At 66.8% G+C, this 19,401-nt stretch carries 19 protein-coding genes and 1 pseudogene; 8 read left to right on the top strand and 12 right to left on the bottom strand.

What is annotated here, in order from left to right; genetic code table 11:
* Window positions 1-9 precede the first annotated feature (9 nt).
* The gene (locus G6N43_RS30280) at window positions 10-1,758 is read left to right on the top strand and encodes an Hsp70 family protein (RefSeq protein ID WP_083152710.1); all 1,749 of its coding nucleotides are present in this window, start codon (window positions 10-12) and stop codon (window positions 1,756-1,758) included.
* 6 nt (window positions 1,759-1,764) lie between these two features.
* On the opposite strand, the gene G6N43_RS30275 is transcribed toward G6N43_RS30280, so the two are convergent.
* From G6N43_RS30275 to G6N43_RS30255, 5 genes are all read right to left on the bottom strand, one after another.
* A complete protein-coding gene (locus tag G6N43_RS30275; RefSeq protein ID WP_083152713.1) occupies window positions 1,765-2,910 on the bottom strand; it encodes a DUF7159 family protein in 1,146 nt (381 codons plus the stop codon).
* Between the two features lie 62 nt (window positions 2,911-2,972).
* Window positions 2,973-4,241, bottom strand: coding sequence for an amidohydrolase family protein (locus tag G6N43_RS30270; protein WP_083152716.1), 1,269 nt, complete (start codon window positions 4,239-4,241; stop codon window positions 2,973-2,975).
* Between the two features lie 34 nt (window positions 4,242-4,275).
* Window positions 4,276-5,049 carry a class II aldolase/adducin family protein gene (locus tag G6N43_RS30265; protein WP_083152723.1) on the bottom strand — a complete coding sequence of 258 codons (774 nt, stop codon included), beginning with the start codon at window positions 5,047-5,049 and terminating at the stop codon, window positions 4,276-4,278.
* Window positions 5,046-6,626: a class I adenylate-forming enzyme family protein gene (locus G6N43_RS30260; protein WP_083152726.1), complete on the bottom strand. Its 1,581-nt coding sequence runs from the start codon at window positions 6,624-6,626 to the stop codon at window positions 5,046-5,048. Before G6N43_RS30260 ends, G6N43_RS30265 begins: the two co-directional genes overlap by 4 nt.
* A gap of 30 nt (window positions 6,627-6,656) precedes the next feature.
* Window positions 6,657-7,442, bottom strand: a complete 786-nt coding sequence (locus G6N43_RS30255) for a FadR/GntR family transcriptional regulator (RefSeq protein ID WP_083152729.1) — start codon at window positions 7,440-7,442, stop codon at window positions 6,657-6,659.
* Between the two features lie 152 nt (window positions 7,443-7,594).
* Between G6N43_RS30255 and G6N43_RS30250 the strand changes: the two genes are divergently transcribed.
* Complete coding sequence (locus G6N43_RS30250; RefSeq protein ID WP_110810418.1) at window positions 7,595-8,257, top strand: VldE C-terminal domain-containing protein; 663 nt, start codon at window positions 7,595-7,597, stop codon at window positions 8,255-8,257.
* Between the two features lie 6 nt (window positions 8,258-8,263).
* Here G6N43_RS30250 and G6N43_RS30245 read toward each other — a convergent pair whose 3' ends face one another.
* A complete protein-coding gene (locus tag G6N43_RS30245; protein ID WP_083152734.1) occupies window positions 8,264-9,043 on the bottom strand; it encodes an SDR family NAD(P)-dependent oxidoreductase in 780 nt (259 codons plus the stop codon).
* 97 nt (window positions 9,044-9,140) lie between these two features.
* Here G6N43_RS30245 and G6N43_RS30240 point away from each other — a divergent pair, with 97 nt between their 5' ends.
* On the top strand, window positions 9,141-9,464 hold the full coding sequence (locus G6N43_RS30240) for a GMC oxidoreductase (RefSeq protein ID WP_234810112.1): 324 nt from the start codon (window positions 9,141-9,143) through the stop codon (window positions 9,462-9,464).
* 10 nt (window positions 9,465-9,474) lie between these two features.
* On the opposite strand, the gene G6N43_RS30235 is transcribed toward G6N43_RS30240, so the two are convergent.
* Window positions 9,475-9,879, bottom strand: a complete 405-nt coding sequence (locus G6N43_RS30235) for a DUF2752 domain-containing protein (RefSeq protein WP_179968067.1) — start codon at window positions 9,877-9,879, stop codon at window positions 9,475-9,477.
* 23 nt (window positions 9,880-9,902) lie between these two features.
* Complete coding sequence (locus tag G6N43_RS30230) at window positions 9,903-10,199, bottom strand: CD225/dispanin family protein (RefSeq protein WP_083152736.1); 297 nt, start codon at window positions 10,197-10,199, stop codon at window positions 9,903-9,905.
* A 243-nt stretch (window positions 10,200-10,442) separates the two neighbouring features.
* Here G6N43_RS30230 and G6N43_RS30225 point away from each other — a divergent pair, with 243 nt between their 5' ends.
* The gene (locus G6N43_RS30225) at window positions 10,443-11,141 is read left to right on the top strand and encodes a DUF427 domain-containing protein (RefSeq protein WP_083152737.1); all 699 of its coding nucleotides are present in this window, start codon (window positions 10,443-10,445) and stop codon (window positions 11,139-11,141) included.
* On the opposite strand, the gene G6N43_RS30220 is transcribed toward G6N43_RS30225, so the two are convergent.
* A complete protein-coding gene (locus G6N43_RS30220) occupies window positions 11,134-11,673 on the bottom strand; it encodes a PadR family transcriptional regulator (RefSeq protein WP_083152738.1) in 540 nt (179 codons plus the stop codon). The genes G6N43_RS30225 and G6N43_RS30220 overlap by 8 nt on opposite strands.
* Window positions 11,674-11,763: 90 nt before the next feature.
* Between G6N43_RS30220 and G6N43_RS30215 the strand changes: the two genes are divergently transcribed.
* Complete coding sequence (locus G6N43_RS30215) at window positions 11,764-12,591, top strand: DUF3159 domain-containing protein (RefSeq protein WP_234810113.1); 828 nt, start codon at window positions 11,764-11,766, stop codon at window positions 12,589-12,591.
* Window positions 12,592-12,595: 4 nt separating this feature from the next.
* Here G6N43_RS30215 and G6N43_RS30210 read toward each other — a convergent pair whose 3' ends face one another.
* Window positions 12,596-13,015 carry a hypothetical protein gene (locus G6N43_RS30210; protein WP_083152740.1) on the bottom strand — a complete coding sequence of 140 codons (420 nt, stop codon included), beginning with the start codon at window positions 13,013-13,015 and terminating at the stop codon, window positions 12,596-12,598.
* A 131-nt stretch (window positions 13,016-13,146) separates the two neighbouring features.
* Between G6N43_RS30210 and G6N43_RS30205 the strand changes: the two are divergent.
* Window positions 13,147-14,576, top strand: a pseudogene (locus G6N43_RS30205) (serine hydrolase domain-containing protein).
* Between the two features lie 24 nt (window positions 14,577-14,600).
* On the opposite strand, the gene G6N43_RS30200 reads toward G6N43_RS30205, so the two are convergent.
* Window positions 14,601-14,798, bottom strand: a complete 198-nt coding sequence (locus G6N43_RS30200) for a hypothetical protein (protein WP_110810414.1) — start codon at window positions 14,796-14,798, stop codon at window positions 14,601-14,603.
* 260 nt (window positions 14,799-15,058) lie between these two features.
* Here G6N43_RS30200 and G6N43_RS30195 point away from each other — a divergent pair, with 260 nt between their 5' ends.
* Both G6N43_RS30195 and G6N43_RS30190 read left to right on the top strand, forming a co-directional pair.
* Window positions 15,059-16,252 (top strand): glycosyltransferase family 4 protein, encoded by a 1,194-nt coding sequence (locus G6N43_RS30195; RefSeq protein ID WP_083152742.1) that lies wholly within the window; start codon window positions 15,059-15,061, stop codon window positions 16,250-16,252.
* Window positions 16,249-18,369: an amylo-alpha-1,6-glucosidase gene (locus G6N43_RS30190; protein ID WP_083152806.1), complete on the top strand. Its 2,121-nt coding sequence runs from the start codon at window positions 16,249-16,251 to the stop codon at window positions 18,367-18,369. The genes G6N43_RS30195 and G6N43_RS30190 overlap by 4 nt, the downstream gene beginning before the upstream one ends.
* Window positions 18,370-18,375: 6 nt before the next feature.
* Here the strand turns inward: G6N43_RS30190 and G6N43_RS30185 are convergent, their stop codons facing one another.
* Window positions 18,376-19,392 (bottom strand): AbrB family protein, encoded by a 1,017-nt coding sequence (locus G6N43_RS30185; RefSeq protein ID WP_083152743.1) that lies wholly within the window; start codon window positions 19,390-19,392, stop codon window positions 18,376-18,378.
* Window positions 19,393-19,401: the final 9 nt, after the last annotated feature.

Genomic DNA, 19,401 nt, shown 5'->3' with positions numbered 1-19,401 from the left:
TGGTCCGTTATGAGCGACCCGTTGGGGTTGTCGATCGGGACGACGAACTTGGTCGCAGCGCGAGTCGGCAATCAACCCGTGATACGCCGTTCGGTGGTGACCTTCGCCGACGGTTCCGTCTTGGACGGCTTTGTCGAGCGCGTCGGCGACCCGGTTCCGTTGATCGCGCCGGACGGTTCGCCGCATCAGGCCGACCGGCTCCTGGTCGAGGCGTTGGGCAACATCGTCGATGAGAGCGGCGCGGAGCCGGCGTCCGAGATCGCGATCGCGGTGCCCGCCCACTGGGGCATGGCGACCCAGCGCAGCCTGCGCACCGCGCTGCGCAGCGATCCGACCCTGGTTCCCAACGGTATGCCGGCACGGTTGGTGAGCGATGCGGTCGCGTCGCTCACGGCCCTGCAGACCAACCCGGGGCTGCCGTCCCAGGGTGTGATCGCGCTCCTGGATTTCGGCGGCAGCGGGACGAGTATCACCCTGGCGGACGCCGGGAGATCGTTCGAGCCGATCGACGAGACCACCCGGTACACCGAGTTCTCCGGTGATCAGATCGACCAGGCGCTGCTGGCCCACATCGTCAACGGCATCGCGGCGACGGGCGGTATCGATCCGGCCGCCACCGCGGCGGTGGGGTCGCTGGCGCAGCTGCGAGAGGAATGCCGCACCGCGAAGGAGCGACTGTCCACAGAATCGGCCACCGAAGTGACCGCCGAACTACCCGGCCACCGGTCGACGGTGGCGGTGACGCGAACTGAGTTGGAGTCGCTGATCTCGGCACCGCTCGACGGTGTACTCGCCGCGCTGCAAGATACGTTGGAACGCAACAGAATCGGCTGGGCCGATATCGCTGCCGTGGTTGTCGTTGGTGGCGGTGCGGGCATTCCCTCAATAACCCAACGCCTTTCGCAACACCCCGCACCCATCGTGCTCACACCTCAGCCGGGTCTCGACGCCGCGGCGGGTGCTGCGCTGTTCGCCGCGTACGGCTCGGCGGCCGAGGCGCAAACCGGGATCGCTCCCGCAGCTGCCGAGGCCGCCACCAGCGCGGCGCCGGCCGTCGATGCGCCGCCGACGCAGACGGGCACTGCGCTGGCGTGGTCGCAGGACGACACCGCCGCCGATGAGCCCCTCCCGTACACCGGCGCGAATCCATATGAGGCCGAAGCGATTTCGATGCGGCAACCGGTCCAGTACCTGCCCACGACCGGGCCGGTGAAGGAGCCCCGGACCTGGCAGCGGTTGCCCCAGCTGGTGTTCGGGCTCGCCGCTGCGGTCGCGTTGGTCGCCGTCGGCGGAGTGGCGATTGCGTTGACCAGCGCTACTGACAGTACGAAACAACCGGTTCCGCCCAGCACCCCCACCCCGGCGCAACCGCCGAGTGTCCAGGCGTCCCCGCCCAGTGTCGAACCACCGCCGCCCACGGCCGAACCGCCGGTGTCGGTCGCGCCGCCACCCCCGGAAACCGTCACCGTCACCCACGAGGCGCCCCCTCCGCCCACCGTCGAAGAGCCGGTCACGACGTACGTGACCACCACCCAACCGACGACCACCACACCGCCGACCACAACGACGACGACAACCACTACAACGACAACCACTACGACTACGACGACCACGACCACTACGTCGCCGTCGACGACCACGACCACCACCACGACGACGCCCACCATGACGACGAGCTACCTCACGGTGCCGTTCGTGCCGGTGCCGATTCCGATTCAGGTGCCGAACAACCCGTTCCAGCCGCCTACTGTGCCCTAGGCCGGACTAGTTGGGGTACTGGTACTGCGGTTCGTGGAACCGGTTGATGATCGGAATGCGTTCGATGATCCGATCGCGCAGCCGCGGCTTGGGAGCCACAGGTGGTACGTACGCCGGCGGTGGCGCGGGCGGTACGTAGACCGGTGCGGGCGGGGCGGGCGGCGCATATGCGGGGGGTTCGAAGGCAGGCGGCTCGTAGGCGGGGGCCGCTGGCGGCTCCGGCGCCGCGGGAATGGCCACCGCGATGGTCTGTGCCACGACCGGCCGGGCCGCCTGCAGCGACGCCGTCAGCTTCGACGCCTTCGTCGCGGCCTGCGTACTCGGTGGCGGAGCCTCGGCCGTCGGATCGGCGTCGGCGGCCTGCGGCTGCGCGGTGACCTGGTCGGGGGTGAGGATTTGGCTCAGCGCGGCCGCCAGCGACACGACCAGCGTCACCGCGGCGGCGGCGACCACCGCCGTCAACGCCCGGACTCGCGACGGCAGGTGAGCTCCGGAGGTCTCCAGGCCCGTCACCGCGCGAGCGGAGGCCAGTGCCGCACCTCGGGCCAGCGCCAGCTCGGCCTCGGCGGCCGAGAAGACGGGGGCGTCGGTCACCCCTTCGAGGGTGGTCGTGATCAGGTCGAGGTCGTCGGCGGAACCGACGACGAAGATCGCATCGGGACGCCAGTCGTCGAGCTCCAGCATCGCCATCACCGAACTGGGCAGCTCCACCACGTCGGAACCGTCGGAGGGCCGGCTCAGGCGGTCGACGCTGGATCCGGTGGAGTCGACGGTGGCGACGACCGCGCAGTCGGGTTCGACGATGCAGACGGCGATGTCCTGGTAGTCCGCGATGCCTGCGATGCCTGACGCCAGGACGTCGCCCGCCTCGAGTTCGGAGACCGCGATCACGTTGTCGTAGTGACGTGCGGTGAGGGCCTCCAGCAGCTCAGACGCCGCGCCCTCCGCCTCGTTGGTCCAGGTCAGCCCGATGGCGTGCAACCGCGAGTCGGGCTCGTCGGTAAACAGCGCATTGAGGAGTTCGTCCTGGTCGCCTGCCTGGGCCACGTCGAAGGTGCCGCGTTCGATGGTGGCGCCCTCACCTGTGGTGCCCTCGACGAGCACCCACCGCACGGCTTGGGACGTCATCGAGACGCCGAGCACGCGGTCCATGGCTACCCCCGATCTGGGCCCCGATCTGGCACTGACTCGGTAGTGAGGGTACCGCTAGGCGGTCAGTAGGCGTTGGGATCCTCCTGGACGGCGACGGGCACCGGATGCTGATAGAGCCGCGCCGCGTTCTCCCACGTCACTTTCCTGATGACATCGTCGGGAAGTCCGCTGATCTGCTCGTGGATCGTCTGCTGAGTGTGCGGCCAGGTGGAGTCACAGTGCGGGTAATCGGCCTCGAGCAGGATGTTGTCCGCGCCGATCCGCTCGTGCTGGATGAACGACGACTGATCCTCCACCGCGCAGAACCAGAAGTTCCGCTTGAAAACCTCGGCGGGCGTGAGCTTTTCACCGAGAGCCTTCCACGTCCCGTACATCTCGTGGTAGCTGAGCATGTGGTCGAGGCGGTCGAGCAGGCCCGCCACCCACCCGATACCACCCTCGGAGAGGCAGATCTTGAGGTCTGGGTGCCGGGTGCACACCCCGGTGTAGAGCCAGTCGACGGCCGCGGAGATGGCATAAGCGAAGAACAGCACACCCTGCACGTCGGGCGGGGCGTCCGCCGTGGTGGACGGTGACGTACCCGACGAGCCGATGTGCAGGTTCACCACGGTGCCGGTGTCCGCGCAGGCGGCCACGAACGGCTCCCAGTAGCCGGAGTGGATCGTGGGGAGCCCGAGCATCGCCGGGTTCTCGGAGAACGACACGGCGTGGAAGCCGCGCTCGGCGTTCTCGTAGATCATCTTCGCGCCCACCTCGGGATCCAGCAGCCACGGCAGTTGGCACGGGATGATCCGGTCGGGGTAGGCACCCGCCCACGCCTCGATATGCCAGTCGTTCCACGCCCGAACCGAGGCCATCGCCAGGTCGCGGTCGTTGGTCACCTGCTGGAGGCGCTGGCCGGCGAAGCCGGGCAAAAATGACGGGAAGTTCAGCGAGGCGTATACGCCGTTGAGATCCATGTCCCTGACGCGTTCATGGATATCCCATGCGCCGCGGCGCATTTCGTCGAAACGGGCGGGTTCGAACCCGTACTCGGACACGGGCCGGCCGACGACGGCGTTGAAGCCGACGTTGGGCAGCGAATGGCCGTCGTACATCCAGGTCTGGCCGCCGTCATCGGTATCGACCACCCGGGGCGCACGGTCGGCGAACTTGGCGGGCACACGGCCTTCGAAGGTGTCCGGCGGTTCGACGATGTGATCGTCGACCGAGATCACGGTGTATCTGCGTTCGGCGCGTTCGGGTTCGGGTAGGAACGTCACGGTGCGGTCGGCGCCCGTCTTCGCCGTGGTGAAGTTGAGATTCGCCGCCATGTCATCGATGGAAGTCATTGGCAATCCTCGATTCTCGTTGTCGGGTGGGCCACTAGCTCAGGACGTCGGGGTGTGCCTTGATGGTCATGCGGGCGGCGCCGGCCCAGTACACGTCGGCGGCGCGTTCGATCAGCGACTGCTGCATGCCGACCATGTCGCCGCGGCTCATCTTCGACGGCGTCCGTCCGGTCAGCATCACGTCGTAGGCGAGCCGACAGACCCGTTCGATCGACACCGCCCGATAGACGGCCTCGGCCAGGTTGCGTCCGGTGGCGATGACGCCGTGATTCGCGAGGACGATGAGGTTGGCTGACCCGATCTGTTGCGCCAGTTCTCGTGCGCGCCAAGGTGCATCGATCTCACCGTCGTAGTTCTCGACAAGATACATGTCGTCGAGGAACAGCGATCCGGTCTGATGGACGAGCTCGGGCAGTGCGGCGAGCGCCGCGACGAGGCTGACGTAGTAGGGATGGTTGTGGATGACCACGCGTGCGTCGGGCCGGATGCGGTGCAGTTCGGTGTGCAGGTGAATCGCGGGTGTGACGTCCCAGCGGCCGCGGACCACGTGGGCGTCCTCGTCGACCACGCAGATGTCGGATGCGGTCAACTCCTGCCACCACAGCCCCCACGGGTTGACGAACATGTCGGACTGCCCGTCGGGCTGCCAGGTGATGTGTCCGGCCATGTTCTCCGAGAAGCCGATGTCGGCGAGGTGACGGAACGCGATCGCCATCAGTTGCTCGTCGGTGAGGTCGGCACCGATTGGCGGCGTCTTCGACGGCGCCCACACGTCCAGACCGCCTCGTCGCGCCTCTTCTGTGGTCATGATCCCTCCCGAATCCGTTCGCGAAGTTGACCTTTGGCGACTTTGCCGCCGGATGAGCGCGGTAGTTCGTCGAGCACTTCGAGCCGCTCCGGCAGCAATTCCTTGGAAACACCCTGAGCCAGTAGATGGTCGACGAGCATCGGCAGATCGAGTGTGCCGCCCTGTCGGAGTTCGACGTAAACGCAGACCCGCTCACCGAAGACGGGGTCGGGCATCGCCACCGCCGCGGCCACGGCAACTGCGGGATGTGTCGCCACGGCTTCCTCGACCTGCACCGCGCTGATGTTCTTCCCGCCGCGCAGGATGAAGTCCGATGTCCTGCCGGTCAGCGTCAGATAGCCGTCCTCGTCCAGCTCGCAGATGTCGCCCATCCGCATCCAGCCGTCCTTGGTGAACAGCTTGTCATGGTCGGTGCCACCGAGATAGCCGAGCGACAGCGCAGGCCCTCGACACGCGGGCTGGCCGCGTCCGGAGTCGGTGACGTCGCGGTCACCGTCGAACAACCGGACCTGCATCTCGGGCACGATCCGCCCCGCGGTGCGCAGCCTGCGTTCCAGGGAGTCCTCGAGAGTGGTGGCGCTCAACATGCCGGTCTCGTTGGAACCGTAGAACTGCAGGATGGTGACGCCGGTCAGTTCCTCGAAGCGGGCCGCCTGCGTGTAGGGCAGCGGCTCACCGCCGGTGAACACGACCCGCAGGCTGCTCAGGTCGTGGTCACGCGATGCCGGGTCCGCGAGGATCATCGCCAATTGTGTACTGACGCAACACAACACCGTCGCACGGTGCCGTTCGATTGCCGCGCACGTCGCGGCCGGATCGAAACGCGCGATGCGCACGGTGGTCGCACCGAGGTGGATGGGGGTGGTGTGCGAGGTCCAGATCCCGAAGCCGAAGGGCGTCGGTATGACGGGCAGAAAGACGTCGTCCGTCGTGAGCTTCCCGTTGGCGACCGCCTTGAGGTGGAAGTAATGCCACCGATTCTGGGTGTGCACAACACATTTCGGCGTACCCGTGGTGCCCGACGTGGAGTTGACGAGAAACACGTCGTCGGACCCGGTCGGCGACAGGCCGATGTCCGAATGCCGTGGCCCCGTGTCGACGGTGAGTTCGGTGCCCAGCACCGCCACCGGAAGCGAGGCGCCGGAGGCCTCCGCCGCCTGTCCGTGGCGTTCGGGGTCGGTGACCAGCAGGGCGGGCTGGGTCGCGCGCAGGATCTGCTCGACCTCGCGCACGCCGGCACGGGCGCCCAGACCCACGGCGGCGGCGCCACATCGCTCGATGGCCACCAGCGCGACGTGAATGGCCGCGCTGTCCTTGTGCCACAGCGCGACCCGATCTCCCCGTTGGACACCGAGGCCGCGCAGATCGCACGCCAGATTGGTGGCGGCGCGGTCGAATTCGGCCCAGCGCAGCTGATGGTCGGCCGAGTCAAGGGTGAAGTCGATGTAGGCCGGCTTGTCCGGGGTCGATACCGCATTGCGGTGCACGCAGTCGGACAGCGTGACGTCGGACCACCAGCCCGCGGCGCGGTATTGCGCCGCTTCGGCGCTCGTCACGGCGACCCCGGCGTCGTCCATCACCAAATCATATGAAAATGAGGATCGCGGTCAACGATCGGTTTCCGGCGGGCTGTGCGCCCAGTTGCGCAGCGAGGCGGGGTCGACGACGCCCGACGACCCGGGATAGTGCTGGGCGTCGACGAGATGCGCGGCCGCCAGGTCGTACGCCCGCCGCGCATCCCCTTCGTCGATCGCGTCGATCACCTGCAGGTGGTCCTCGAGCACGGCGACCCGCTCCTCGAGCGGAACGATGCTGCCGTCCGTCACCCGGCTCGACCAGCTGGTCTCGTGCGCCGACCACAGCATCTCGAGCGCCCCGGCCAGGATGATCATGGTCTGGTTCCCGCAGAGGGAGACCAGGGACTCGTGGAACCGCCTGCTCGCCGAGGTCACCAGCAGCAGGTCCCCGACCGCCTCGACGGCCTCGGCGTGCAGCCGTCGCAGCTGCGGAACCACAGCGCGCTTGCGGTCGGCGCGCTGGGCGCACAAACCGGCGCACGCGGGCTCGACCTGGAGCAGGGCGTTGCCGACGTCGGAGAGGCCCACCTCCTGCGACCCCAGCACCAGCCCGACCGTGTAGGCGACGTTGGCGGCGTTGGGCCTGCGCACCACGGCCCCGCCGAGCTTGCCGCGGCGGACGCGGAGCAGTCCCTCCGCCTCAAGGATGCGCATCGCCTCGCGCAGCGACGGCTTGCTCACCGGGAACTCGAGCAGCAGCTCGTCCTCCTTGGGCAGGATGCTGCCGTCGGCCAGCTCACCGCGAAGAATCCGGCGCCGAAGCTCGTCGGCGATCTGTTCGGCGAGGCGGCGAAACTGGATGGTCGGCTCTGCCACGAGTCGATTGTCTACGTATCCGCGCGCGGCCAGACCGCTCGCCGCCGATAACGGACTGGTAACAAAATTATCTCGTCCTGTGACCTGCGGAAACATCGTCGCAGGTCGGCTCGTTGCTGTGTTTGTACCTATTTGCGGTTATGGTGCTCTGCGTGGGTCGGCACTCAAAACCCAAAACGCGACGGACGTCGCCGTTTGTGCTGGCTTCGATCCTCGGCCCCGCCGCCCTGTGGTTCGCGGTAGGAGGAGACGGTCAGCCAGCCAAGATTGCGGCGGACGGACCAGCGGAACAAGCCGCGCCGCGAGACGTGGCGATCGTGGCTACGGGGCCCATAGCGCAATTCCCTGCCCCGCTGGTCGGCCAGGTCTCGCTGAGCTCCGGTAGTCCCGACACCATCATCGCGGCGTCGCGGTACCGCACCGTCGATCGCACACTTCCAGTCGGGCTCGCGCCCGAACGCGGCCTTCAGGTCAAGACCATCCTGGCGTCGCGTGCCATCACCGAGGCCTTTCCCGAGATTCGCAGCATCGGCGGTGTTCGCCCGGACGCGCTGCGTTGGCATCCCAACGGCCTGGCGCTCGACGTGATGATTCCCAACCCCGGTAGCGCCGAGGGCATCGCGCTCGGCAACGAGATCGTCGACTACGTGTTGCGCAATGCGGCGCGGTTCAGCCTGCAGGACGCCATCTGGCGCGGTGTCTATTACACGCCCAACGGGGGTCAACGAGCCGGCGGCTACGGCCACTACGACCACGTGCACGTCACGACGACCGGCGGTGGCTACCCCACCGGCAACGAGAACTACTACCGCTGAGCTGGACTACGGCCGGAACGTCACCCCACCGTCGACGCTGATCGTCTGCGCGGTGATGAAGCTGCCGTCGTCGGAGAGCAGCAGCGCACCCAATGCCGCGACGTCGTTCGGATTCCCGAAGCGGGACTTGAGCATCTGACGGGCACGCGTCTGCTCGACGACGCCCTCGGGCATCCACTGGTCGTCGAACTTGTAGTGCCAAATAAGGCCTGGGGCAATGGCATTGGCGCGGATGCCCTTCGGGCCGTAGCGGCGGGCGATATGGCGCATCAACGCGAGTTCGGCCGCCTTGCTCATCGCGTAGGAGACGCGGGTCGAGGCGCCGTTGTAGGCGTCGATGGAAGCGGTGAACACGATCGAGCCGCCGCCCGCCTCGATCATCGGCGGGATCGCGTGTTTGGCGCAGATCACGAAGCCTCGCGTGTTCACGCGCATCACCTCGTCGAAGGCCTCCAGCGGGAGCTCGACGACTCCACCGGGCAGATACGCGTCGGCGGCGTTGGTGAAGTTGACGTGCATACCGTCGAGCCGCCCGAACGTGTCGACCGCCAGCCGGACGATCGAGCTGACCGACTCTTCATCGGCGCCGTCGAGCGAGACGCCGACCAACCGCTGTCCCGACGGGTCGACCTCGGCGACGACGCGCGACACCGTGTCGTTGTCGAGGTCGCCGACGACCAGCCGGGCACCCTCGTCGAAATACCGACGTGCCAGACCGTTCCCGATGCCGCCGAGCCCGGCGACGATGACGACCTTGTTCTCCAATAGTCCTGGCACGACTGACATATTGCCCGACGAGCGTCCGTTCGCCACCCTTATACGACTGGGGCGTCTGGTTTCGCCAACTGCGATGCCGGGAGGACCGCATGGAGCGAATTCGGTGATGCGTCCGGACGTGGTCGTCGTCGGCAGTGGTCCGATCTGTGCGGTGGCCGCCCAGGCGATTTGTGTGCGTTCGGGAGCGCTCACCGCTCCGAAATGCGCACAAATCGAACTCGCCGACGGCGCACGGGTGGAGCCGCGGTGGATGGATCTCGGGTTCGCGCACGTGATGGGTACATGCCGCATGGGCGAGGTCGACGACGGGAATTCGGTGGCCGACGGTTTCGGCCGCGTGTGGGGAACCGACAACCTCTACCTCGCCACGGTCGGGCTGATTCCGACTGCGCTAGCGATCCGAAGCACCGATCATGCTCTGAATCAATAGATTTCGGTGGTCACACGCGCAACGCTGTGAACGGCTCGAACGGCAGATTGCGCACCACGAACCACAGCGTGACCACGACCATCGTCACCGTCGCCGCCCAGCGGTGATGCTGCCAGCCCGAGATCTTTCGCCCGACGACGCGGCCGTACGCCCATACGGCGTAGGCGACGAGCAGCAATGCCACTGCGACGACGGCGAGTGCGTTGAACCGCAGCGCGGCCAGGAAGTCGAAGTGCAGTAGCGAGTAGATCATCCGAAGTGTGCCGCACCCCGGGCAGTCAATGCCCAGAAGGGCTTTCGTCGGGCACACGGGCAGGAAACCGCCCGGCGTGGTCGGGTCCCCGATCCAGACCACCGCACACGCACCGGCCGCCAGGGCTCCCACGAGAAGTGGGTCGCCGAGGCGGCCGGGGATGCTGCGCTGGAGCTGTGTGGAAATCAGTATTCCGTCGTTGTCGATGTGTCGAAGTCCGCGGCGATGACGCCGGTGGCGATCAGGATGCCGATCACGATGTACAGCAGGACGGTGGCGACCACGCTCCAGATCGCCCACTTCTTGGCGGCGGCCGAAGACGCTTGCGCTTCGGCGTAGCGGCCCTGCGCCCAGAGGCCGTTGACCTGTGCCGCCTTGACTATCGAGACGACGCCGAGCGGAAGACAGCAGAACAGTGTCGTCAGGATGCCCAGCACCAGGTGTGAGCTCGGCGCCGCTTGCGGGGGCGGTGGTTGTGTCATCGAAGTCTTCCTGTCAAGGGCGGGGGCATGCAAAGCGGTCATAACGCTACCGGAGGGGGAGCCCGAAATTCGTGAAAATCAAGATCAAAAAGACGTTACGAAACGGGATTGGGATTGGACCATCACAGTCGGCCGAATGCCGTTGCGGGAAGCGGATACCGAGCTGACGACGTGGCCGATGTCGGCCCGTGTGCAGACTGGAGGAACCGCGACCGATCCCGAACGCGAGGGAAGGGCACCGAGATGAACTTACAGCCGACGCCGGACTACCCCCAGACAGCGGCGGATCGCGGTCGCGTCGAACCTTCGCCGCGGCGAGTTCGCGGCTTCCTTGGCACCCAGTTGGTCTTCGACACGATCGCTGCGCGATACGTGTGGGAGGTGCCGTACTACCCGCAGTACTACATTCCGCTGTCGGATGTCCGCGCCGATGTTCTGCGCGAAAGTCTCCCGTCGGCCCGGGTATTCGACGACGGCCCCTTCGCCGGACTCGTGCGGTTTCGCTGGGACACGCTGAGCTGGTTCGAGGAGGACGAGCCGATATACGGACATCCGCGCAATCCGTATGCGCGGGTGGACGCGCTGCGGTCCCATCGCCACGTCACGGTCGCGCTCGACGGTGTGGTGTTGGCCGACACCCACACTCCGGTGCTGCTGTTCGAAACCGGGCTGCCCACGCGCTACTACATCGACCGCACCGATGTGGCTTTCGAACACCTCGAGCGGTCGACCACGCAGACGCTGTGCCCCTACAAGGGAGTCACGTCGGGGTACTGGTCGGTGCGCGTCGCCGACGCTCTAGTGCCCGATCTCGCCTGGACCTATGAGACGCCGCTGCCCGCGGTGGCGCCGATCGCCAATCTGGTCGCGTTCTACAACGAGAAGGTCGACATCACCGTCGACGGCGTGCAGCTGGCCCGGCCCAGCACCCACTTCAGCTAGCGCCCGACGCGCGCGCCCGGCGGTCCAGGGCGTCGATGACCCAGCTGGCCCATTCCGCCTTCGCCTTGCTCCAGCGCAACCCGTTCTCCAGCACGGCGTTGGCGAAGAAGTCGTCGTCGCTGTCGGTCCACTCGTGGGAGTCGCGGATCTGTTCGTAGCGCGCGAGGTCGCGCTCGGCGGTGGCCCGGTACGTCTCCATGTACTCGCGCTGCTGGTCGCTGGTGACGAGCCCGAGCATCAACACGCGCAGCAGGGCCGCATTGCGAATCGGCGGGTCCTCGTGCGGAGACAGCATCCAGCGCTGCAACTCGGCCCGCCCCGCGTCGGTGATCGCGTACTCCTTGCGCCCCCGCGGCCCGAGGTTGGCCACCTTGATGAGCCCTTCGGCGGCCATCTTGTTGAGCTCACCGTAGAGCTGGCTCTGAGTGGCCGGCCACACCATGTCCATCGACAGTTGAAAGAGTTTCAGCAGGTCATAACCGCTAGCGGGTTGGTCGGCCAACAGTCCCAGCGCAGCGTGTCGCAAGCTCACTCCTGGATCATAACCTCCATCATTGACATGTCGTCAACACCATGTCATTCTGCACATGTCAATAACGGAATGTCAGAGAAGGTCCTAGCCATGAATCAAGAGATCCGCGAAGTACCGTCCACGCGCCGTGGACCCATGGGCGCCATCGATTCCTTCCTCAAATCGCCGTTCGCCGGCATCGCCCCGTGGGCGTTGTTGTCGGTCCTGTCCGGGCCGGGTCATTTCAGTCAGGCCGTGCTCGCCGCGGTCGGCCTCTCGGTGGTGGTTCTACTTATCAGCTGGGCCCGGAGCATCAAGGTTCACTCGCTTGAAGTGTTCGGTCTGGTCTTCTTCGCCGGACTGGCCGCGGTCGGTCTGCTCGCCAACGACAACGTGATCCGGTTTCTCGAGGTGTGGGCGGGGGAGCTGACCAACATCTCGCTGGCCTGCTTCGCCTGGCTGACCCTGCTGGTTCGTCGGCCGTTCACCATCGCATACGCGAAAGACACCACGCCGCAGGAATACTGGGACAGCCCGCTGTTCATCCGAACCAACAACGTGATCACGGCTGTTTGGGCGGGCGCCTTCACGTTCGCCGCTGCCGTCGGCTTCGTCGGGGACTACGTACTCCACGACGCCGGGAACTTCTGGACCGGATGGATCCTGCAGCTGGCCGCGATCTTCTTCGCAATCTCGTTCAGCGAGTTCTACCCCGACTACGCCGCGGCCCGATTCGATCGGGCCAACGGGGAGGCTGCGCAACTGCCGTCGGTGCTGGGGGCCGTCGAGTGGCTGCCCACCTTCGTGATCGTCACCGGTGTTGCGGGATTAGTCACCGGCGCAATCGATTTCGGCGTAGGAGTCGCTCTGATCGTCGCCGGGAGTGTGGCATCGGGCCTACTGGCCAAGGTCACCGGGTCGTCCGGGCAAGACGGGTGACGGCTCAGCTGATCTTCTGCAGTTGGAACGGGCTCTGTGTCACGACGCCGCCCGCACACCCGTAGTTCGAATCAGACGACAGGATGCCGGCCAGCGTTGTCGGGTCGACCGCCATCGACACCACGGCAGGTTCGTAGTGCCCGTCGTCGCAGGTGAGCCCGCCCGGCTTCGAGACGGTGAAGATCCAGCGGCCGCCCGACAGCGTCGTCGGCACCTGCCAGCCCTGGTTGCTCGTAACCGTGCCGGTGCAACCGGCGGCTCCGCACTTCGTCACGAAGGTCCAGACGTTGTAGGGGTCCCCGTCAGCTGAGCTGTAGGTGCCATTGAGCAGCGGAGGGTCGGCAAGCGCGGGGGCAGCGATCGCCATGCCGGCGATTGTCGGCGCGGCGAAGGCGGTGGCCAATACGTGCAAGACCTTAGTCATAGTGATCAGGAATTTAACGGCCGTGTCAGGCCGATCGACGCAGGCGGGGCCGTACGAATTCCAGTTTGTGTCCATCGCGTGGCCGAATCGAAATCTGGGGAACGACCACGGATCCGCTATATCGTGCCCGGATGGTCCTTTCGGAGCACCCCGCCACTGACCTTGATGCGGCGTTCGAGGAACTCGACGCCAAGATCGAAGCGGGTATGAAGGCCCACGGCATACCGGGTGTCGCGGTCGCCGTCTGGGTCGGGGGCCAGGAACGCGTAAAGGGTTACGGCGTCACCAATATCGACCATCCGACCCCGGTGGACGGCGACACCATCTTCCGGATCGGATCCACCACCAAGACGTTCACCGGAACGGTCCTGATGCGGTTGGCGGAGCAAGGCAAGGTCGACTTGGACGCACCCGTGCGCCGTTATCTTCCCGACTTCTCGGTGGCCGACGGTGCCGCCAGCGCGGCCGTCACCGTGCGCCAGCTGCTCAATCACACTCCGGGTTGGATGGGTGATGATGTCCAGGACTTCGGTCGCGGTGAGGACGCGATCGCCCGTTATGTCGCGTCGATGACGCAGTTGCCTCAGGTGAGTGTGCCGGGAACCGTGTTCGCCTACAACAACGCAGGTTTGGTGGTGGCCGGGCGGATCATCGAGGTCGTCACCGGCATGGCCTACGAGGCCGCGGTGCAGGACCTGCTCCTCGATCCGCTGCAATTGCGCTCTACCCGCTACTTCGCCGACCAGGTAATCGGATTGAATGTCGCGGCTTCGCACGACGTCGTTGACGGCAACCCGGTGGTCGACACCAAATTCTGGAGCTTCCCGCGAAGCTGCAATCCCACCGGTGGACTGCTGTCAGATGCGCGAGATCAGTTGCGTTACGCGCGGTTTCACCTCGGTGACGGCACAGCAGCCGACGGTTCGCGTCTGCTGAGCCCGCAATCGCTGGAGGCCATGCGATCGGATCCAGGCGTCGGAGGCACGCTGCTGGTCGAACTACCGGCATCGGTGTGACCTGGATGCTGCGGCCTTCCGCGGAGGACGTGACGATCGTCCAGCACGGCGGGTCCTGGGCCGGCCAGCACTCGGGGTTCGTGATGGTGCCCGAGCGCAACTTCGTCATGACCGTTCTGACCAACTCCCAGGGCGGATCCCATTTGCACAGTGACCTTTTCGCCGACGACTGGGCGTTGCGCCGTTTCGCCGGAGTCTCGAACACACCGGCCGTACCCCAACCGCTGGAGACGGCGGATCTGGCGCCATACGCCGGGCGTTACGTCATCGACGACATCGCGGTATCGGGAATCCACGGGCGCACGATCATCGAGCTTCGAGCCGGTGACGGTCAGCTCGACGGCACTGTGTTCACCGTCGATACCGACGGGCGCCCGGATGAGAAGTCCCGCACCCGAATCGGTCTCGTCTTCTACCGTCACGACTACGGCCTCGATCTCGGGCCCGACGGCAAGCCCCTTCACACGCGGTCCGACTTCGTGCGCGGTCCCGACGGTCGGATTGTCTGGTTCCGCAGCAACGGCCGCCTCTTCCGGCGCCAGTAGGGTTGGGCGTTTAGCGGGGTCCGGTCAGCGCTCGCCGTGCCTGCCGTGGATGGGCTCGGGGACGTCCACGGTGGCGCTCAGGGCGGCGTCGGCGCTGGCGATGGGCATTCCGCTGAGGGCGGCCAGGCCGAAGGTGATCAGGGCGGCGGTGGTGGCGATGGGGATCCCGCCGAGGGCGGCCAAGCCGAAGCTGATCAGGGTGGCGATGGAGTTCTTGATCATCGGGGTTCCTTTCTCGTGGCCATGTGGTGTGGCTGGTTGAGAAAGAATCGAGCCGGGACCTCAACAGAACCTCAATGCGCCGCCCGCGGCGCAGACACGGGCGGCCCGTCCTCAGGCTTGCGGGGGCGACGAGCGGAACCGACTGTCGGACAACCACTTGCGTATCAGTGGGCGGGGTTGCGGCATTTCGTCGCGTCGCCATAATTAGCACTTGATGGGTGAGAGTGCTAACGCTGCTTGCTTGGTGGGAAGGAGAGACTGTGAGCGGCACCGATTACGTCAAGAACGGATTCGTCAAGGACTCAGAACTGAAGCCCCTGCGCATCGCCCTTGTTGCGCCCCCGTATTTCGATGTGCCGCCGCAGGGATACGGCGGAACGGAAGCCGTCGTCGCTGATCTGGCCGATGCCCTGGTCGCCCGAGGTCACCACGTGACCCTGGTCGGCGCAGGTAAACCCGGCACCGCCGCCCACTTCATGCCGGTCTGGGACGACATCCAGAGCGACCGCCTCGGCCAGCCATATCCCGAGGTCATGCACGCTCTGAAGACGCGCCGGGCGATCGAAGACCTCGCGAGCACCGAAGGCGTCGATATCGTCCACGAGCACACCATGGCCGGACCCCTCAATGCCGCGCTCTACGCCGGCCTCGGCCTGCCCACCGTCGTCACGGTGCACGGCCCACTCGACGATGACCTGCTGCCCTTCTACCAGGCACTCGGCACAGATGCCGGGCTGATCGCGATCAGCGACCGCCAGCGCGAGCTGGCCCCGGACCTCAACTGGGTCGGCCGGGTGCACAACGCCCTGCGAATCGAGGACTGGCCCTTCAAACAGGACAAACAGGACTATGCGCTGTTCCTCGGCCGCTATGCGCCGTACAAGGGAGCCCACCTGGCGCTGGAGGCCGCCCACCGTGCCGGCGTGCCGCTGGTGCTGGCCGGCAAGTGCGACGAACCGGCCGAGAAGGCCTACTTCGAGGAATTCGTCGCACCGCTGCTGACCGACTCCGACACGGTCTTCGGCGAGGCCGACGCCACCAGCAAGCGGCGCCTGCTGGCCAACGCCCGCTGCGTGCTGTTCCCGGTGCAGTGGGAAGAGCCGTTCGGCATGGTCATGATCGAGGCCATGGCCTGCGGCACCCCTGTGGTCGCGTTGCGCGGGGGCGCCGTGCCGGAGGTGATCAACGACGGCGTCACCGGGATCATCTGCGACCATCCCGACGAACTGCCCGCCGCGATCGAGAAGTCCAGCGACATCGACCCGGCGGCGTGCCGGCACCACATCGCGTCGAACTTCACTGTGGCGCAGTTCGGCTCGGGATATGAGCAGATCTACTACGAGGTGTTCGGCCGCAGTGCCGCCCGTCGGCCCGCATCGTGGCTGCGCCGCCGCACGGCCCCGGCGTCACCTGCCATCACGAAACCCGTCACGCGTTCGAAGGCATCGGCATGATCCCTGGCTCGGGTGTGCTCAACGCCGGCGAGCCGGCCAATGCGGCGGCGGGTGACACCGTCACGCTGGTCGAGGGCGGCACATTCTGCCTCTCCGACCGGCACGGGGACATCACCCCGGCCCGCTCCCACGGCCTGTTCTTCCGGGATGCGCGGATACTGTCGCGCTGGGAGCTGACCGTCGACGGCGTCACACCCGAGCCACTATCCGCGCAGACGCCGGAAGCCTTCACCGGACAGTTCGTCTCACGACGGGCACCGGGCGCGGGCCGGGCCGACAGCACGCTGCTGTTGACCCGCGAGCGCTTGGTCGCCGACGGTATGCGGGAGATCGTCACCCTGCACAACCTCGACCGCGAGTCGACCGTCGTCACCCTGGTGCTGCACGTCGACGGCGACTTCGCCGACCTGTTCGCCGTCAAGGAGGGCAGGGCTGTCGCCAGCAATGCCGAAATCGCCGTGATCGACGGTGAATTGGTCCTGCGGGAGCGCAGCGAGTCGGTCCGCGGCGTGACGGTCTCCGCCTCTGGTAACCCCATCGTCGCGGCAGGCGCTCTGACATGGCGCATCGTCATCGAACCCCGTCAGCAGTGGCAGACCGAGATCGTCGCGCAGCCGACGTGGGGTAATCGCAAGCTGTCCACGCGCTTTCAGCGTGGGCAGCGCCCCGAGCGCAGCGGTCCCGGTCGCAAGATCGCGCGGTGGCGCAAGAGTTCCACCAATATCGACACCGACCTGCCCGCACTCACCGCGGTGCTGCGGCAGACCGAAAGCGATATCGGTGCGCTGCTGATGCACGACGAGCGTCGGCCGGGACGCTCGTTCGTCGCTGCCGGTGCGCCGTGGTTCATGACGTTGTTCGGCCGCGACAGTCTCCTCACGGCGTGGATGGCGTTGCCCTTGGAGGTCGCGCTGTCGCTGGGCACGCTGCAGCAGCTGGCCGAGACGCAGGGCAGACGCGTCGACCCGATCACCGAGGAGCAGCCCGGACGCATCATGCACGAGATCAGGCGTGGCCCCGACAGCGGTGATGTCCTCGGCGGCAACGTCTATTACGGCTCGGTCGACGCCACGCCGCTGTTCGTGATGCTTCTCGCCGAAAGCTGGCGGTGGGGCGCCGCCAAGGACAAGATCGTCGCGCTGTTGCCGGCTGCCGACGCCGCGCTGAGGTGGGCGCGCGAGTACGGCGACCGGGACGGCGACGGCTTCATCGAGTACCGGCGGGCAACCGACCGCGGGTTGGTCAACCAGGGCTGGAAGGACAGCTTCGACGGCATCAACGATGCGGCCGGCCGACTGGCCAACCCACCCATCGCGCTGTGCGAGGTGCAGGCGTATCACTACGCCGCGCTTCGGGCACGCGCAGATCTCGCCGAGGGTCTCGGCGACACCGCCACCGCCGGGCGACTCCGCGAGGAGGCAGAGTCCTTCCGCGACAAGTTCAGTCAGCGATTCTGGCTGCCTGACCGCGGCTACTACGCCGTCGCCCTCGACGGCGAGAAGCGGGTCGTCGACGCACTGACCAGCAACGTGGGGCACTGTCTGTGGGCCGGCATCGCCACCGACGAACATGCCACGTCGATCATCGAGCGCCTCGCCGACTCGACGATGGACACCGGCTTCGGGCTGCGAACCCTGGCCAGCGACATGGGCGCGTACAACCCGATGAGCTACCACAACGGTTCGGTCTGGCCGCATGACACCGCGATCGCGGTCGCCGGCCTGCTGCGGTACCGGCACCTACCGGGCGCGGTGGAGCTCGCAGAACGGCTGGCCAACGGAATCATCGACGCCGCAGCCGCTTTCGGCGGTCGGCTGCCCGAGCTGTACTGCGGCTTCCCGCGCACGCAATTTCCTACCCCGCTGCCGTATCCGACGTCGTGTTCACCGCAGGCGTGGGCGAGTGCCGCGCCGCTGCTGCTGGTGCGCAGCTTCCTGGGACTACAGCTGGACGTGCCCAACCGGCGGCTCACCGTCTCACCGCGTCTGCCCAGCAACTGGGGTCGGATCACGTTGACCGACTTGACGTTCGGCGATACCACCGTCTGCATCGACGCAGAAGGCGAGTCCGCTAAGGTGACCGGTCTGCCCGATACGTGGTCGTTGACGTTGGACTGACAGCACTCAGGCGGTGGCGGTGGCAAGCTGCCGCTTCACCTCGGCGCTGCGAGGTGTGAACCGCAGGAACAACTTTGCGACAAAGGGCGCAGCGGCCAGCATCAGCACGATGCGCACCACTTGCGACGTCATGACGAACGCGACGTCGGAGTGGGAGCCGAGTGTCGTGCCGAGCACCGCGTAGATACCGCCGGGGCTGGTCGCGAGGTATCCGTCGAGCTGGCTGAGGCCGGCGACGTTGGCCAGCACCACACCGGAGCCGGCCACGATCAGGTTGAGCACCACGATCAACGTCAACGCCGTGGGCAGGATCCGGCGTATCGCGCGGATCGATTCACGATTGAGGTCCAACACGGTCTGCCACACGATCAGCAGAGCCGCTGACTGGACCAGCAAGACCGGGACGTCCAGACCCGCCAGCAGCCCGCTCAACTCCAGGGCGATGGTGATCGCCATTGGGCCCAGCAGCCCGGCGCCGGGCAGTCGCACCGCATGGCCGGCAGCCGCGCCGATGATGACGATCACCGCGATAAGCGGCAGGCCGAAAAGCAACGGCGGGGAGGTCGCGGCCTCGGGCGACGTGTCGGGGGCGGTGCCGCCGTAGACGACCGCGACGACGAAGGGCATGGCCGCGGTGATGAGGGCTACTCGTAGATACTGCACGGCCGCGACGACGCGATCGTCGCCACCGAGTTCACGGGCGATGGACACCACCCCGGACGAACCACCTGCGACGAGCGACAGCGCTCCCGTCAGCGGGCTGATGCCGCGGTGCATGCTCAGCAGCGCGCCGCCGGCGATGCACACGGCCAGCGTGCCGACGGCGACGGCGAGGACCGCGACCCAGTCCGACGCGTCGAGCGCGGACGACGAGATCTCGCGGACCAGGATTCCGGTCGCCACCCCGAGCACACCCTGGGCTGCCAGGGTCGACACGCGTACCGCCTTGGGTGCGTGACGCGCCAGGCTCCAGGCCAGGATGCCGCTGGCCAGGGCCACTGCGACCAGCTCGATGGTGTTCATGGCGCCTAG

It is taken from the genome of Mycolicibacterium moriokaense, assembly GCF_010726085.1.
GTDB lineage: Bacteria > Actinomycetota > Actinomycetes > Mycobacteriales > Mycobacteriaceae > Mycobacterium > Mycobacterium moriokaense.
The sequence above is the reverse complement of the archived record's forward strand: the minus strand, read 5'-3'. Positions and strand labels throughout refer to the sequence as shown.

Coding starts and splice junctions, on each gene's coding strand:
- G6N43_RS30280 (WP_083152710.1), top strand. CDS start 10: ATGAGCGACCCGTTGGGGTTGTCGATCGGGACGACGAACTTGGTCGCA.
- G6N43_RS30275 (WP_083152713.1), bottom strand. CDS start 2,910: ATGGACCGCGTGCTCGGCGTCTCGATGACGTCCCAAGCCGTGCGGTGG.
- G6N43_RS30270 (WP_083152716.1), bottom strand. CDS start 4,241: ATGACTTCCATCGATGACATGGCGGCGAATCTCAACTTCACCACGGCG.
- G6N43_RS30265 (WP_083152723.1), bottom strand. CDS start 5,049: ATGACCACAGAAGAGGCGCGACGAGGCGGTCTGGACGTGTGGGCGCCG.
- G6N43_RS30260 (WP_083152726.1), bottom strand. CDS start 6,626: ATGGACGACGCCGGGGTCGCCGTGACGAGCGCCGAAGCGGCGCAATAC.
- G6N43_RS30245 (WP_083152734.1), bottom strand. CDS start 9,043: ATGTCAGTCGTGCCAGGACTATTGGAGAACAAGGTCGTCATCGTCGCC.
- G6N43_RS30240 (WP_234810112.1), top strand. CDS start 9,141: ATGCGTCCGGACGTGGTCGTCGTCGGCAGTGGTCCGATCTGTGCGGTG.
- G6N43_RS30230 (WP_083152736.1), bottom strand. CDS start 10,199: ATGACACAACCACCGCCCCCGCAAGCGGCGCCGAGCTCACACCTGGTG.
- G6N43_RS30225 (WP_083152737.1), top strand. CDS start 10,443: ATGAACTTACAGCCGACGCCGGACTACCCCCAGACAGCGGCGGATCGC.
- G6N43_RS30215 (WP_234810113.1), top strand. CDS start 11,764: ATGAATCAAGAGATCCGCGAAGTACCGTCCACGCGCCGTGGACCCATG.
- G6N43_RS30210 (WP_083152740.1), bottom strand. CDS start 13,015: ATGACTAAGGTCTTGCACGTATTGGCCACCGCCTTCGCCGCGCCGACA.
- G6N43_RS30200 (WP_110810414.1), bottom strand. CDS start 14,798: ATGATCAAGAACTCCATCGCCACCCTGATCAGCTTCGGCTTGGCCGCC.
- G6N43_RS30190 (WP_083152806.1), top strand. CDS start 16,249: ATGATCCCTGGCTCGGGTGTGCTCAACGCCGGCGAGCCGGCCAATGCG.
- G6N43_RS30185 (WP_083152743.1), bottom strand. CDS start 19,392: ATGAACACCATCGAGCTGGTCGCAGTGGCCCTGGCCAGCGGCATCCTG.